Source organism: Micromonospora aridisoli (genome assembly GCF_056150025.1).
Genome location: NZ_JAXCFK010000009.1, coordinates 111797 through 125178 on the forward strand (window position 1 = coordinate 111797; position 13382 = coordinate 125178).

At 69.1% G+C, this 13382-nt stretch carries 12 protein-coding genes; 6 read left to right on the plus strand and 6 right to left on the minus strand.

The window, feature by feature from the left end:
* Positions 1-122 precede the first annotated feature (122 nt).
* The 5 genes from SM447_RS19835 to SM447_RS19855 all read left to right on the plus strand — a co-directional run bounded on the left by SM447_RS19835 (position 123) and on the right by SM447_RS19855 (position 6032).
* A complete protein-coding gene (locus SM447_RS19835) occupies positions 123-1103 on the plus strand; it encodes a threonine ammonia-lyase (RefSeq protein WP_474574325.1) in 981 nt (326 codons plus the stop codon).
* Positions 1104-1296: 193 nt separating this feature from the next.
* Entirely contained in the window at positions 1297-1905 is a 609-nt protein-coding gene (locus tag SM447_RS19840) for a YdeI/OmpD-associated family protein (protein WP_474574326.1), read from the plus strand.
* A 119-nt stretch (positions 1906-2024) separates the two neighbouring features.
* Positions 2025-3125 carry a monodechloroaminopyrrolnitrin synthase PrnB family protein gene (locus SM447_RS19845; protein ID WP_474574327.1) on the plus strand — a complete coding sequence of 367 codons (1101 nt, stop codon included), beginning with the start codon at positions 2025-2027 and terminating at the stop codon, positions 3123-3125.
* Positions 3126-3148: 23 nt separating this feature from the next.
* Entirely contained in the window at positions 3149-5287 is a 2139-nt protein-coding gene (locus tag SM447_RS19850) for an SAM-dependent methyltransferase (RefSeq protein ID WP_474574488.1), read from the plus strand.
* 394 nt (positions 5288-5681) lie between these two features.
* Complete coding sequence (locus SM447_RS19855; protein WP_474574328.1) at positions 5682-6032, plus strand: histone-like nucleoid-structuring protein Lsr2; 351 nt, start codon at positions 5682-5684, stop codon at positions 6030-6032.
* 289 nt (positions 6033-6321) lie between these two features.
* On the opposite strand, the gene SM447_RS19860 is transcribed toward SM447_RS19855, so the two are convergent.
* The 3 genes from SM447_RS19860 to SM447_RS19870 all read right to left on the minus strand — a co-directional run bounded on the left by SM447_RS19860 (position 6322) and on the right by SM447_RS19870 (position 8539).
* Positions 6322-7515 carry an MFS transporter gene (locus SM447_RS19860; protein ID WP_474574329.1) on the minus strand — a complete coding sequence of 398 codons (1194 nt, stop codon included), beginning with the start codon at positions 7513-7515 and terminating at the stop codon, positions 6322-6324.
* 60 nt (positions 7516-7575) lie between these two features.
* Entirely contained in the window at positions 7576-8115 is a 540-nt protein-coding gene (locus SM447_RS19865; RefSeq protein WP_474574330.1) for a GNAT family N-acetyltransferase, read from the minus strand.
* Between the two features lie 211 nt (positions 8116-8326).
* A complete protein-coding gene (locus SM447_RS19870; RefSeq protein WP_474574331.1) occupies positions 8327-8539 on the minus strand; it encodes a helix-hairpin-helix domain-containing protein in 213 nt (70 codons plus the stop codon).
* Between the two features lie 92 nt (positions 8540-8631).
* Between SM447_RS19870 and SM447_RS19875 the strand changes: the two genes are divergently transcribed.
* Positions 8632-9159, plus strand: a complete 528-nt coding sequence (locus SM447_RS19875) for a MarR family winged helix-turn-helix transcriptional regulator (RefSeq protein ID WP_474574332.1) — start codon at positions 8632-8634, stop codon at positions 9157-9159.
* Positions 9160-9169: 10 nt separating this feature from the next.
* On the opposite strand, the gene SM447_RS19880 is transcribed toward SM447_RS19875, so the two are convergent.
* The 3 genes from SM447_RS19880 to SM447_RS19890 all read right to left on the minus strand — a co-directional run bounded on the left by SM447_RS19880 (position 9170) and on the right by SM447_RS19890 (position 13360).
* Positions 9170-9868: an NADPH-dependent F420 reductase gene (locus SM447_RS19880; protein ID WP_474574333.1), complete on the minus strand. Its 699-nt coding sequence runs from the start codon at positions 9866-9868 to the stop codon at positions 9170-9172.
* A gap of 89 nt (positions 9869-9957) precedes the next feature.
* The gene (locus SM447_RS19885) at positions 9958-11064 is read right to left on the minus strand and encodes an LLM class flavin-dependent oxidoreductase (RefSeq protein WP_474574334.1); all 1107 of its coding nucleotides are present in this window, start codon (positions 11062-11064) and stop codon (positions 9958-9960) included.
* Positions 11054-13360, minus strand: coding sequence for an LLM class flavin-dependent oxidoreductase (locus SM447_RS19890; protein ID WP_474574335.1), 2307 nt, complete (start codon positions 13358-13360; stop codon positions 11054-11056). Before SM447_RS19890 ends, SM447_RS19885 begins: the two co-directional genes overlap by 11 nt.
* Between the last annotated feature and the right edge of the window lie 22 nt (positions 13361-13382).

Consider the following 13382-nt stretch of genomic DNA (forward strand, 5'->3'; position numbering starts at 1 on the left):
CCGCCCGGCTGCCGGCGGCTCGCACGAAGCGACACCCATACATGCCGGCAACGCTGACGGCGACCGGCACGGGCGGATGCTGTCGCCGTTGTCGGTGGTGATCGACGTTACGCTGCTCGATCGTGCAGAAGACGCGCCTCGACACCGCTCGGATCCGGGCGGCTCGTCGAATCATCGATCCGGTCTTTCTCGACACTCCGCTGTACCGATGCGAGGCCCTGGAGGCCGACCTCGGGTGCGCCGTGAGCATCAAGCTGGAAACAGCGAACCCGCTCCGCAGCTTCAAGGGGCGCGGCACGGAACTGTTCGCGAGTCATCTCGCGGACGACGGACAGCACGCGGTGGTATGCGCCAGCGCTGGCAACCTCGGCCAGGCCCTCGCGTGGTCGGGTCGCGGCCGGGGTCTCGACGTCACGGTCGTGGCCGCCCGGCACGCCACCGTCGCCAAGCTCGACCGCATCCGGGCCCTGGGCGCCACCGTGGAACTAGTCGACGGCGACCATGAGCTGGCCCGTGACCGGGCGGCGGCCATCGCGCGGGAACGCGGCATCCGGCTGCTCGAAGACAGCTTGGACATCGAGACCTGCGAGGGCGCGGCGACCATCGGCTTGGAACTGGCGGCCGACACGCCGTCGTTCGACACCGTTCTGGTCGCTCTCGGTGGCGGGGCGCTGGCCACCGGAGTGGGACACGTGTTGAAGGAGCTGGCACCGACCGTCGAGGTACTGTGCGTCCAGCCACTGGGCGCGCCCGCGATGACCCTCTCCTGGCGTCAGCAGCACGTCGTCACCACCGACTCGGCGGACACCATCGCCGACGGCGTCGCCGGCCGACGTCCCATCCCGGCCGTTCTGGACGACCTTCTCCTGGTCGTGGACGACGCCGTCCTGGTCCGGGAAACCTCGATCATCGCCGGTATGCGGATGCTCTTCGACCACGCCGGCCTCGTCGTCGAACCGTCAGCCGCGCTCGGTATCGCCGCGATCCTCGAAGACCCCGATCGCTTCGCCGGCCGCCACGTCGTCACCATCGTCTGCGGCAGCAACGTCGACATGGCTGCCTACCACCGCTGGATCGCGGCGGCTCAAGCCCAGCGGCCCTGAACCCCGCGCCGCTCGCTGGTTCCGGACCGTGTCAGCGCCTGGATGCCGGACGGCTACAGATGCCCGGTGTCGTTGAAGCTGACCAGGGTCGGCGGCCGGTCAGAGTTCCACTGGACGATGGTGACGGCGCCGTCGGCCAGTGCGCCGGCGCAGCCGCCTCGGAGCACTCCGGTGCAACGGTTAACCTGCCGTCATGGCGAGCGTGGAACTGGATGAGTTGATCGTCGCGGACGCCGAGGCGCTACGCGCGTGGTTGTCGGCCAACCATGCCACGTCTCCCGGCGTCTGGCTCGCCCTGACCAGGAAGGGTGGCACCGTCACCACGCTGACCTGGCAGCAGGCGGTCGACGAGGCCCTGTGCTTCGGTTGGATCGACGGGCAGGCCCGTAAACGCGACCTGGAAACCTCCTGGATCCGGTTCACGCCCCGGCGGCCCCGCAGTTCCTGGTCGCAACGCAATGTCGCGCACGTGGCCCGGTTGGAGGCGGAGGGGCGGATGCGGCCCCCGGGTCGCGCCGCGGTGGAAGCCGCGAAGGCGGACGGGCGGTGGGCGGCCGCCTACGCCCCGCCGTCGGAAGCCGAGATGCCGGACGATCTCCTCGCCGCCATCGCCGCCGACCCCTCCGCCCAGGCCATGTTCGACGTACTCACCAGAACCAACCGGTTCGCGCTCATCCACCGCCTCAATGCCGTCAAACGGGCGCAGACCCGGGAACGGAAGATCGGCGAGTTCGTCGCCATGCTGGCCCGCCACGAGACGATCTACCCGCAGAAGACCAGGCCGGCGAAACCGGACGCCTGACGCGGGAGGCGGAAACCAGCGCGGCAATCTGTCAGAGCTCTGTCGGGAACCGGTGCGGTGCCGGAGCTTCCTGCTCGAATCATGGGCATCGCTCGGATCCGCGCGGGGGAAGGGTTCACGTGCACCGCTGGGCAGATGTGGATGTGACCTCAGAGGAAGACAATGAGCAGGTCAGGAAGCTCGACCCGTTGCGGTTGGACAACGAGCTTCGAATATTGCCGAAGTTGAACGAGGCCGGCGACGTCGCCGCGTTGGTACGGGTGCTCGGCAATGCGCTTCCCTCCGCGCAGAGCATCACGGCCTTCACGCCGGCGGAGTGCCTCGCCGCCATGCGGGATCTGGGCATGTATCTCGGCAGCCTGCAAAGGCACGGTGTCTGCGCCTTCGATGCCGTCCACGGCGCGACGCGTGCATGTCAACTGCTGGGGCAGCGTACGCGGATGATTCCGCGAGACACGGTGTACCACTACACCTCCTGGAATCCGATCGGTGAGCGTGAGCGGCTCTTTACGGGACACCCGATGGAACGCAGCCTGATCGAGGCGGTACGCACCTGCGTGCCGGACCTGGCTCACGCCGTCGACATCGGCCATTCGCTACTGATCGAGCCCTTGGGTACACCTGCTCATGCCGAGAGCATGGCGTCGGTCGCGTCCCACATCGCGGTGGCGGACGCGGTCATCAGCGGTATCAGGGCGAAGGTCACGCCGGAGTTCTTCGCGCGCGTGCTCAGGCCGTTCTACGAGGACATCCGCATTGCGGGTCGTGCCTACATGGGGCCGGCGGCGGCACACGTCCCCATCTTTCTCCTCGACGTACTCCTGTGGGCCGCCGATCGAGGAAGTCCCGGGTACCTCCAGTTCTGTCGCGAGGTCGCCGGGCAGACGCTGCCGCGGTGGCAGGAGCGGTATTCGGAGTGGGCGAGGACGCCCTCCCTGACCTCCCGGGTCATTGCGGCTCTCGGCGGTACCGGCTCATCGCCGACGGACGAGCACCTGGAGTCCAGTGCGAGGAGCCTGCGGCGGGCCCTTCAGTCGCTCACCTCGTTCCGCGGCAAACATCTGGTGCTGGCGCGGCGTGCCTACCACGAGGATCTCCGACTGTACGAACTGGGCAGTGGCGGAGGAAGCGTGGGACTGCTCGAGGAGATTCTCGCCCTGACGAGACAGAACCGGACTCTGCTCAGCGCGACCGCTGGACAGCGGGTTCAGACGCCGTGACGGACGGAGGTGACGTGCCGGCGATGGAGATCACGATCGTTGGTTCAGGGATAGCGGGACTGGCCGCCGCGATCAGCCTGCACGCGGCGGGGTTCCACCGGGTCACTGTCTTCGAGGCCGAGCCGCAGCTGCATCCGCACGGGTTCGGGCTGAACATCCTGCCCAACGCCGTTCGGGAGCTTGCCGAGCTCGGACTGCTCGACAAGTTGCAGCGGCAGGCGGTCCGCACCCAGGAACTGGCGCTGTACACCACGCGGGGAAATATTGTGTGGCGCGAAGCCCGCGGAGTTCTGGCCGGCTACCGATGGCCACAGCTCTCGGTCTCCCGCGCCCGGCTGGTGACGGTTCTGGCCGATGAGGTGCGGCGACGCCTGGGTGACCACGCCATCGTCACCGACGCGCGACTCGTCGGACTGCACCGCGAGCCGGGTCGGACGTACGGGACCTTCGTGGACCGGAACGGCTCGAAGCGGGTGGTCGAGACAGAGGTGCTCGTCGGTGCCGACGGTATCCACTCGGCCGTCCGGTCGGCGCTCTACCCGGCGGAGGGTCCCCCGCCGTCGAACGGTATGACGATGTATCGAGGAACCGCGTGGGGGCGTCACTTTCTGACGGGAAGCACCATGGCGGTGCTCGGGGACGACAAGCGGCGACTCGTCCTGTATCCGATAGACCGCGACGACGCGACGGACAGGTCTCTGATCAACTGGGTCGCCGCCTGTCCGGCCGGTGAGGCCGGGCCGATCCGGCGGCACCCGACCGAGGTCGCGGACAGCCGCGAGGCCGTCCTGCGTCTATTCGGAAGCTGGGCACCCCCCGGTGTGGACCTGACGCGCCTGGTCGAGGACACGGCGCAGGTACAGCAGTACCCGATGATCGACAGAGACCCGATTCCGCGCTGGAGCTTCCACGGCGTGACGCTCGTGGGTGACGCCGCCCATGCGATGTATCCGGCTGGATCGAACGGCGCCACGCAGGCCATCGTCGATGCTCGTGTGCTGGCGTGGCACCTGGCGACCCAGCCCGACGTCGACAGCGCCCTTCAGTCCTATGAGGGCGAACGCCGCCCGCCCATGACGGAACTCCAGAGTGCGAATCGCACGATGGGGCCGGAGAAAGTGATCACTCTGGCCCACCAGCGGGCACCGCACGGATTCGACGATGTCCGCGAGATCTTCAGTGCGGAGGAACTGGCGGAGATATCCCGCAACTACGCGTTGACGGGAAAGTTCGACCAGGACTTCGTCAACTCGAGGCCGTCACTGACCGTCGCCCGGCACGGTCGGGCGGGCACGCCTGACCGCACGTCGGTGGGCGAGGTGACGGATGTCGCCGGGCGGGACGCCGAGGCCGTGAAGGAAACCGGTTTCATCACCGCCGTCATCAGAGCCATCGAACACGAACGCGCCGACGCCTACCTGGTCGACCCGTACGCCGCGCTGCTGAGCACGCCCTCAGCCAAGAGGAAGGCCGACGCGGCATTGGCCGTCGGCGGCACCGTCGGATCCGTCATCGTCCGGGCGCGCTTCGGTGACGTTGCGCTCGGCCATGCGACCGCGGCAGGGATAGCCCAGGTGGTGTGCCTGGCGGCGGGCGGTGACACCCGGGCGTGGCGCCTGGATCTTCCCTCCCGTACCAGGTTCTTTGAGATCGACCTCCCCGGCCAGTTGGAGGTCAAGGAGAGACTGCTCGCACCGGTTCAGGACCGGGTTGTCTGCCGTCGGCTCTCCCTCGGCGAGGACCTTCGGCGTGAGACGTGGCCGCAACGCCTGCTGGCGGCCGGCTACGAGCCGGAAGAACCCACCGTCTGGATCATCGAAGGACTGCTCCCCTACTTCCAGATCGAGGACTTCACCCGCCTGCTCGAAATCGTCAAGAGCATGTCCGCACGCGGTTCGGTCCTGCTGGTCGACGCGCCACATGCCGACTTTTACACGGACCCGGCCAACGAGACGTTCCTGGCGTTCATGAAGTCGCGGGGATCCGCGTTCCGGCTCGGCTTCGACGATCTCGGCGCCTTCCTGTACCGGCACGGCTGGACGGCAGAGGCCTACACGTTGCGGCAGCTTCACGCCGGCGAGTGCGCCTGGCTGCCCTCTCCGCCGGAGCGCCTCTGCCCGACCCGCGACCATCACTGGATCGCACGGGCGCATCTCACCTGACGCTCCACGACCGCCGGAGGGCCGTGCCGCGTGACAGCCGGCTCGCTCGTCCCGGGGCCGTCGTACAACTTCTTGATGGTTGTCGTAGGCGTGTGCGTGCCGGTGACGGCGTCCGGCTACCGCGAAAAGCACGTGCAATTTCGACCGCCAGTGCAGCGCCCGGATCTGGCTCTCGCACGAGTGCGGTGAAGTCGAGGACGGCCGGCGTACGATGCCAACAGAACGCGGCCGTTCACTTAGTTTGCATTGTATGGACGGTCGGATGATCGTCCACGAGGACGAAGGTCTTCGATACGAGGCTGTTGCTCGGATCCCGTTGACGCGGTGCGCACGAAAGCGGATATTGTGTTCGTACACATGTTGAGCGGGCCTCGTTTGAAAGGGATGTGCGCACGTGGCGAAGCAGATCATTCATAAGCTGGTTGACGACCTGGACGGTGGAGACGCCGAAGAGACGGTCAAGTTCGCTCTCGACGGCGTTCAGTACGAGATCGACCTGTCGAGCGGCAACGCCTCCAAATTGCGCAAGGTGTTCGCCCCCTACGTCGCCCATGGCACGAAGGTCGGCCGCGGTGGTGTGGTTGTCGGCGGTCGCGCCCCTCGTGGTCACGGCACCGTCAGTGCCGACCGTGAGCAGAACAAGGCGATCCGGGCGTGGGCCAGGAAGGCCGGCAAGGACATCTCCGACCGAGGCCGGATTCCGCAGGAGATCGTGGACGAGTACCACGCAAAGGCAGGCCGCTGAGCGACGCCGCGTTTTGGCCGCACCCGACCACCCCCACGGGACCTGGCGGTGCCGCCGATTCAGCATCCGGCAGGTACGGCGCTGCATTCGGTAGGTGCCGAACCGCCGGTGCGTCCCCGCTCTGGCGGCCGCTAATCGCGCTGGTCAGCTTCGCGGTGAAATGATCCGGGCCGCTTTCCGGGATTGCCCTCCCCTCGCGGACGCGCACCGAAAGGTGCCGGCGAAACGTCGCGGCCCTCTTGCCGCTGTATTCCTCGACAGACTCCGGGCGAGCCATTCCCATCGCGGCTCAGGCGCGGGCGGGCTGGTGGCCGAACGCACGCATCGCCAGCGCGCCGACCAGCGGCCCTGGCACCAGCAGCCAGAACGCCCAGCGCCAGCCGACCGCGTCGGCCAGGACGGGTACGAGCTGGATGGTGACGACGGTCAAGGCGAAGCCGATGGCCGTCTGCGCGGTGAGCGCGGTTCCCACGTACCGCTTGTCGGCGACCTCGCTCAACGCGGTGGAGAAGACGCCGGAGTCCGCGATCACCGCCGCACCCCACACCACACCCAGCACCACGACGGCGGCGGGCGGGGCGGTGAAGAACAGTGGCGAGCTGAGGCAGCAGATGCCGCTGACCACCAGGGCGGTGGACGCTGCTCGAGGTCGACCGAACCGGTCCGCGGCCCATCCGCCCGCCAGGCATCCGGCGACCCCGGCGACGCCGATGGCAAGGAACGCGAGCAGGCTGACGTTCGCGTCATCGCGGCCCGTCCGGGCCGCCGTACCCGCGACCAGAAAGGTGGGCAGCCAGGTCCAGAGCGCGTACAGCTCCCACATGTGCCCGAAGTAACCCAGGTTCACCAACCGTGGACCACGATGACGGAACATCGCCAGGGCGTACCGCGGCTGCGGACGCGGTGGCCGGCCCGGCGCGAACTGCGGGCCCTCCCGCACGAGGGTCACGGCGACCGCCGCGCCGAGGAGCGCGCATCCGGCCGCGGTGCCCATCACGCCGCGCCACGGTAGGTCGCCCAGCCCGCCGATCAGATGCGGTAGGGCAGAGCCGAGGGTCAGCGCGCCGATCATGACCCCGAAGGCGAGTCCCCGGCGGGCCGGCGGCGTCCAAGAACCGGTCAGCTTCATGCCGACCGGGTACACCCCGGCCAGGAACACGCCGGTGAAGAACCGCAGCGGGACGGCAGCGGCCAGGCCGTCGACGGTGAGGGCGAAGGCGCCGGTGCAGGCGGCGGCGAGCGTCGCGCAGCCGGCCATCAGCAGGTGCGGCCTCGTCCGGTCGGCCAGGTTCAGCATCGTCGACGTGATGGCACCGGCCACGAACCCCAGTTGAACGGAGGCCGTCAGCCACACCGATGCGGTCGCGCTGATCTGCCACGACTCGCGCAGGGCCGGCACCACGGCGGAGGCCGAGAACCACACCGCCAGGGCGAGTACCTGGACGGCAGCGATCAGAGCTCGCTGTACACCAGGTCGCTGCATCGCTGCACCGTAGATCACTCTCGGTGGGCAGCGGATCGAGGGGTACGGCGCCGCCTCCGGTCACGCGGTGGATACCCAGAATCGCAGCTTCCCGCCGCGTTGGTCCTCCAGGATGCCGCCGTTGGCCTCGATCGCCTTTCGCGACGCGACGTTGTCCACGTCGCACGTCACCAGCGCGGACTCGATGCCCAGACCGTAGGCCACCGGCAACGCGGCGCGCAGCATCGCGGTGGCATGACCGCGCCGCCGAGCCGTCGGCCGCACGTCATAGCCGATGTGCCCACCGATCTCCCGCAGGTACGGGGTCAGCCGATGCCTGATGGCGAGGCGGCCGAGGTAGTCGTCGTCCTGGACCCACCACAGCGTGGTGGACGGCACGTGGCCGTCGGGTCGGGGTGACTCCTCGAGCGCTTGCGAACGCAACCAGTCGACGTACGCCGCGAAGCCCTCGAGAACCGGCCAACGGCGCCCGAACTCCCGCAGTTCGAAACCGATCATGCTGGCGTCTTCGGAACTGCCGCGTCCCTCGGCGCGGAACTCGGTCATGGCGGCAACGAACGATCGATGCACCCGTACGACCGGCGGCGTCAGTTCAGGCATAGCCGCTCCCCTCACCAATCTGCCAGTGCCGTGCCCGGAAAGCGTTCCAAGAACGTGCGATGCACGGGGGTGCCCGGGAGGCCGTCCCGGATGGCGAACACCACGTGGTCGAACCGATCGACCACCCGCACGATGAGCAAGCTAGGCAGTACCGTCCCGACCGGCAACCGGTTAGTGACGACGCCGGCGGTCACGGCGGTTGGCCGTTGCGTCAGTCGGCGAAGCTGAGGTCACGGTCGGCCAGTGCCGCCGCCAGGATGTCGACCGCCTTCGGCCCAACCCCGTGCAGGGCAAGTAGGTCACGGCGGCGGTAGGTGGCCACCTGCGCCAGCGTCGTGACGCCGGCTGCGAGTAGGGCGCTGTTGGCGGGTCGCCCGATCGGAGGCAGGTCACCGATCTGTGTGGGCACATGGCGAGTACTCACGCCGTCACGCTAGTCCGGCCGCCCGCCGGCAACCAACCTCTCTCGACGGGCAAATATGCTTTGATCAACAAACTGCTTGATAGCGTCGGGTGATGTCCGCCGCCGACCCCTGCGAACTGCCGGCCGACCGCAAGCGCGGTTCGAACTTCGGCTGGTCCCTGGGCATGGTGCTGCGCCGCTGGCACGAGCACGTCGAAGAGGCGCTGAAGGACCTGCCACACGGCAGCCGGGGCTATCACATCCTGGCAGTCGTCGTACACGAGGAGGTGCCCACGCAAGGGGCCCTGGCCGCCCGCCTGGTGATCGACCGCAGCGTCCTGACGTACGTCATCGACGATCTGGAGGACGCCGGTCTGATCGAGCGGCGGTTGGACCCGCGCGACCGGCGTGCCCGGCGGATCGTGGCCACCGAACGTGGGCGCCGGACACTCGCCGAGGCCGAGCGCCGCGTCGCCCGCGCGGAGGACCACGTGCTGGGCGGGCTGCCTGAGAGCCAGCGGGATGCCTTCCGGGATTCCGCCGCGCGTGCGGCCGAGGCGATCCACGCTGCCGCACCCGGCACCGACCCGTGCGCCGCGGTGACGAGCGTCCTGTCTCCGGCGGAGGAATCGGGCAGCTGACTCAGACGGGTCAGCCGGACGAAGACTCGCTCGGGACGCCTGCGCGATCAGGAGCGGTACTGTCCGGGTCGGCAGACAGGGCGGTCCGGAACTCGTTGCGGCTGAGCGGTACGCCGAAGACCCGGCCACCGGGTTCGAGCAGGCGGCCAGCACGCAGGCTGGGTAGCGCGACGGCGTCGTAGCCGATGCGGTCGACGAGGTCGGCTACGACCTGGACGGCGCCCGGGTCGTCGCCGGCGACACCAAGTGCCCGGCGCTGCGGCGAGCCCGCTGGTCTACGGTCGGCGGCAAGGTCGTGGTAATCGAGGTGGTTGAGGGCCTTGACGACCGACGACCGGTCGAGTCGCCGCTGGACGACCTCACTGCTGCCGTAACGGCGATCTTCGAACATCTCCTGGATGCCGTCGACGGGCGGCCAGTAGTTCATCATGTCGATGACGATTCTGCCGGCCACCAGGGACGGGTCGAATGCCGGGAACCGGTGCAGCGGGATCGCCAGGACCACGAGGTCGGCGTCTCTGGTGGCGTCGGCCGCCCACCGTGGCCGTGCTCCCGGTGCCAGGACCGTCGTGATCAGGTCGATGGCCTCCGGGTCGCCCGACGCCGCGATCGACACCGGATGACCGGTCTCGACGGCGAGCCGCGCGACCACCGGGCCGGTGCGGCCGGCGCCGAGCACCGCGATCCGCCGCAGCGGTGACCGCGCCATGGTCGTGCCCTTCCTTCGGTCGTTCCCGAGGTGGATGGTCTCCCGTTCGTGGCTCCCGGAGGGCCGGTGTCGACCCGGCCGGTCGGGCGTCATTCTCGGTCTCCCTCTCGTGCCGGCCCGGCCGCTGCTGGTTCGGGCTGGCTCACGGCCGACGATGCGAGTTCGCGGCGCAGTACCGGGGCCACGTCGCTGGCGAGGCGTTCGACGGACGCGAGGAGTTGCGCCTGGGGCATACCGCCGAATCCGACGTGCAGGAGCAGCCGGCTGATGCCGTACGCCTCGTGATAGGCGGCGACCTTGTCGATCACCTCTTGGACGCTGCCGACGACGAGGGCGCCCTGCGGGCCGGTGAAGGCGTCGAACCGCTCCGGGGAGAGCACGAATCCTCGGCCGCGCTGGTGGTTGTTGTCCCGGAATCCGGCGGTGAAGTAGGGATACATCGTCTGTCGCGCTTCCTGACTGGTACGACCGACGTAGCCCTGCACGGCCACACCGACTCGCAGCGCCGCCGGGTCGCGTCCGGCCTGCTCGGCTGCCCGTCGGTAGAGGGTGACGTTGCCCGAATGGCTGCCGACGGTGCCGAGCAGGACGCCGAGCATCATGGGCAGCCCTCGCGCGCCGGTCTCCATCGCCGAGGTGGGGCTGCCGCCGACGCCGACCCAGATCGGCAGCGTCTCCTGCAGGGCCCGCGGTGCGATGTCGGCCTGGTGAAGCGGTGGGCGGAAACGTCCGCCCGACCAGGTGAGCGGATTCGTCACCCGGATCCGCAACAGCAGGTCGAGCTTCTCCCGGAACAGGTCGTCGTAGTCGGCGAGGTCGTAGCCGAAGAGCGGGAAGGACTCGGTGTACGACCCGCGCCCGGCAATGATCTCGGCGCGGCCCCCGGAGAGCAGGTCGAGGGTGGCGAACTGCTCCCAGACGCGAACCGGGTCGTCCGAGCTGAGCACGGTGACGGCGGTGGTCAGGCGGATTCGGTTGGTGTGTTCGGCCATCGCCGCCAGAACCATTGGTGGCGCCGTCGCGACGAAGTCGGAGCGGTGGTGCTCACCGACGCCGATGACGTCCAGTCCCGCCTGGTCGGCGACCTCGGCGAGTTCGACGAGACCACGCAGGTGCTGGCGCGGTCTGGGCAGCCGGCCGGTGGCTGGGTCGGCGGTGAGCTCGCCGAACGTGATCAGGCCGATCTCAAGTGACATTGCCGGTCTCCTCTTCAGGCTGCGGTGCGGGTGCCGGTGGGATGGGGAAGTTGCGGTTGAACACGTTGTCGGGGTCGTACGTGGCCTTGACGGCGCGCAGTCGGCTGAGGGTGGGCTCAGGCCAGGCGTCCAGCAGTCGCCTCGGGTCGGTGTCGGACTCGAAGCTGAGGTACATGCCGTCCAGGTGCGCGTACAACTCGGCCCAGAGCTTGTCGAGTTGGGGCCGGCGGTCCGGGACCGTGGCGGCGAGCACCGAGAAGTTCTGCCGCCGGTGCGGGTAGGCGGTGGCGTCGCGGGCGACGTCGTTCACCGCCGCGCCGACGGACCGGAACTGCATGATGCTCACGTCGCCGGAACGGATCATGTGTGCCATGACGTCCGCCGCCTGCGGTGTGATGTGGTGCAGCAGGCCGCTTCGGGCGTCGTGCAGACCCTGGCCCCGGTGCCGGTTGCCGGGGGGCGCGACGATCGCCGGATACGGCGCGAGTTGCGCCTGTTGGTCGAGGATCGGTCCGATCTCCGCGAACGGGTTCAGGGCGGACTGTGCTGCCTCCACGTCGTTTCCGGCGTAGACGAGGGTGACCTGTGCCATCGGCGGGTTGCCGCGGCGGCCGGGGAAGAGGGCGAGGAAGCTGGTCAGCTCGCGTGGCGCCGCTTCGACGAGTTGTCCCCAGCGGTGCAGCAGGTGGGCCGTGTCGGTCGCATCGGCCAGCAGCTGTGCGTAGACGACGTTGTCGACCTCGTATGCCTCCAGTTCGAGGGCGGTGACGACGCCGAAGTTGCCACCGGCGCCACGGATCGCCCAGAACAGGTCGGGGTGGTGCTGCTCGTCGACGCGGAGCAGGCGGCCGTCCGCCGTGACGATCTCGGCGGCGACGACGTGGTCGATGGTCAGGCCGTGCTTGCGCACCAGGTATCCGATGCCGGCGGTGGTGGCGAGGCCGCCGACGCCGACGTCGCCGTAGTCCCCGGAACTCATCGCCAGGCCGTACGGGGCGAGGGCCTGGGCCACGTGTCCCCAGCGGGCCCCGGGCTCCAGTCGGACGCGGCGGGTGGCCCGGTCGAGCACCTCGACCTTGTTCATCCTCGACATGTCGATGACGATGCCGCCGTCGTTCGTCGATCGGCCGCTGATGCCGTGCCCGCCGCTGCGTACGGAGAGAGGCACCTGCTGCGTGCGGGCGTAGTTCACGGCGTCGACCACCTCGGCGGCGGTCTCCGGACGGTTCACCAGGGCGGGCGATCCGTGCCAGCTGTAGCTGTGCCGCACCCGCTCGTACTCCCGGTCACCAGGCTCGATGGATCTGCCGGTCAGTGACGCGGGCAGCGCGTCGTAGTCGATGCCGGGCTGACGCTTGGCCAGGACGATGGCGGAGCGGACCGGTCCGGTCGACCGCTGACTCTCCGCACGTTCCTTGGCGACGGCCTCCCGCAGCGCGGGCGCGACCTCCTGCCCGAACGTCTGGATGAGCCGTGGGTCGTCGCGTCCGATCAGGAAGGCGCTGAACCCCTCCTCGATGACCAGCGGGAGCAGGTGCTCGACCCACTGCTCGGGCGGTCCCTGGAGGAAGCCGCGGCTGCGCGAGGAGATGTCGATCTGGAACAGGTTGAGCAGCCGCCGCACCTCCCGAGGATCACGTCCGGCCGCGACGGCCGCCTCGTCGATGAGCCGGTTGGCGGTCACCCGGTCCGGCGAACGCAGGTACTCCAGCGTCGGCAACCAGCCGTCTGCCTTCTGGCCGGTCAGCGCGAGCATCTTCGGCTGGTAGGAGCCGAGCCAGATGCCGATGTCATGTGCCGGCGCGGGCCCGCGCTGCATGCCGGGAACCGGGTAGTACCTACCGTCCCGGTGCAGCGGACCGGTGGCGTCCTCGTCCCAGACCCCACGCAGGACGTCGATCGCTTCCCGCAGCGCCGCCACGCCCTGCCCCGGGGTCAGCCGACGGCCACCCATGCCCTCGATGCCGTCCCAGAACGCACCGGCACCGAGACCCAGCTCGAACCGGCCGTGAGACAGCCGGTCCAGGCTCGCCGCGGCCCGAGCCAGCACGGCCGGCGGGCGCAGCGGAAGGTTCAGCACGTTAGCGGAGACTCTCAGCCGTCGCGTACGGGCCGCCACCCAGCTCAGCAGGGTCCAGGTGTCCAGGAACTCGGCGTTGTACGGATGGTCCTGGAACGTGGCCAGGTCCAGTCCAGCCGCCTCGGTCAACTCAGCCAGTGCCACCACCCGGTCCGGATCCTGCGCACTGGGTGTCAGGAAGGTGCCGAACAGGAGGTCATGGCCGTAGTCAGGCATTTCACCCATCCTCGATAGTCAT

What these genes read in the sequence shown, in the direction of transcription:
- SM447_RS19840 (WP_474574326.1), top strand. Translation starts at nt 1,297, where the DNA reads ATGGCGAGCGTGGAACTGGATGAGTTGATCGTCGCGGACGCCGAGGCG.
- SM447_RS19850 (WP_474574488.1), top strand. Translation starts at nt 3,149, where the DNA reads ATGGAGATCACGATCGTTGGTTCAGGGATAGCGGGACTGGCCGCCGCG.
- SM447_RS19860 (WP_474574329.1), bottom strand. Translation starts at nt 7,515, where the DNA reads ATGCAGCGACCTGGTGTACAGCGAGCTCTGATCGCTGCCGTCCAGGTA.
- SM447_RS19865 (WP_474574330.1), bottom strand. Translation starts at nt 8,115, where the DNA reads ATGCCTGAACTGACGCCGCCGGTCGTACGGGTGCATCGATCGTTCGTT.
- SM447_RS19875 (WP_474574332.1), top strand. Translation starts at nt 8,632, where the DNA reads ATGTCCGCCGCCGACCCCTGCGAACTGCCGGCCGACCGCAAGCGCGGT.
- SM447_RS19880 (WP_474574333.1), bottom strand. Translation starts at nt 9,868, where the DNA reads ATGGCGCGGTCACCGCTGCGGCGGATCGCGGTGCTCGGCGCCGGCCGC.
- SM447_RS19885 (WP_474574334.1), bottom strand. Translation starts at nt 11,064, where the DNA reads ATGTCACTTGAGATCGGCCTGATCACGTTCGGCGAGCTCACCGCCGAC.
- SM447_RS19890 (WP_474574335.1), bottom strand. Translation starts at nt 13,360, where the DNA reads ATGCCTGACTACGGCCATGACCTCCTGTTCGGCACCTTCCTGACACCC.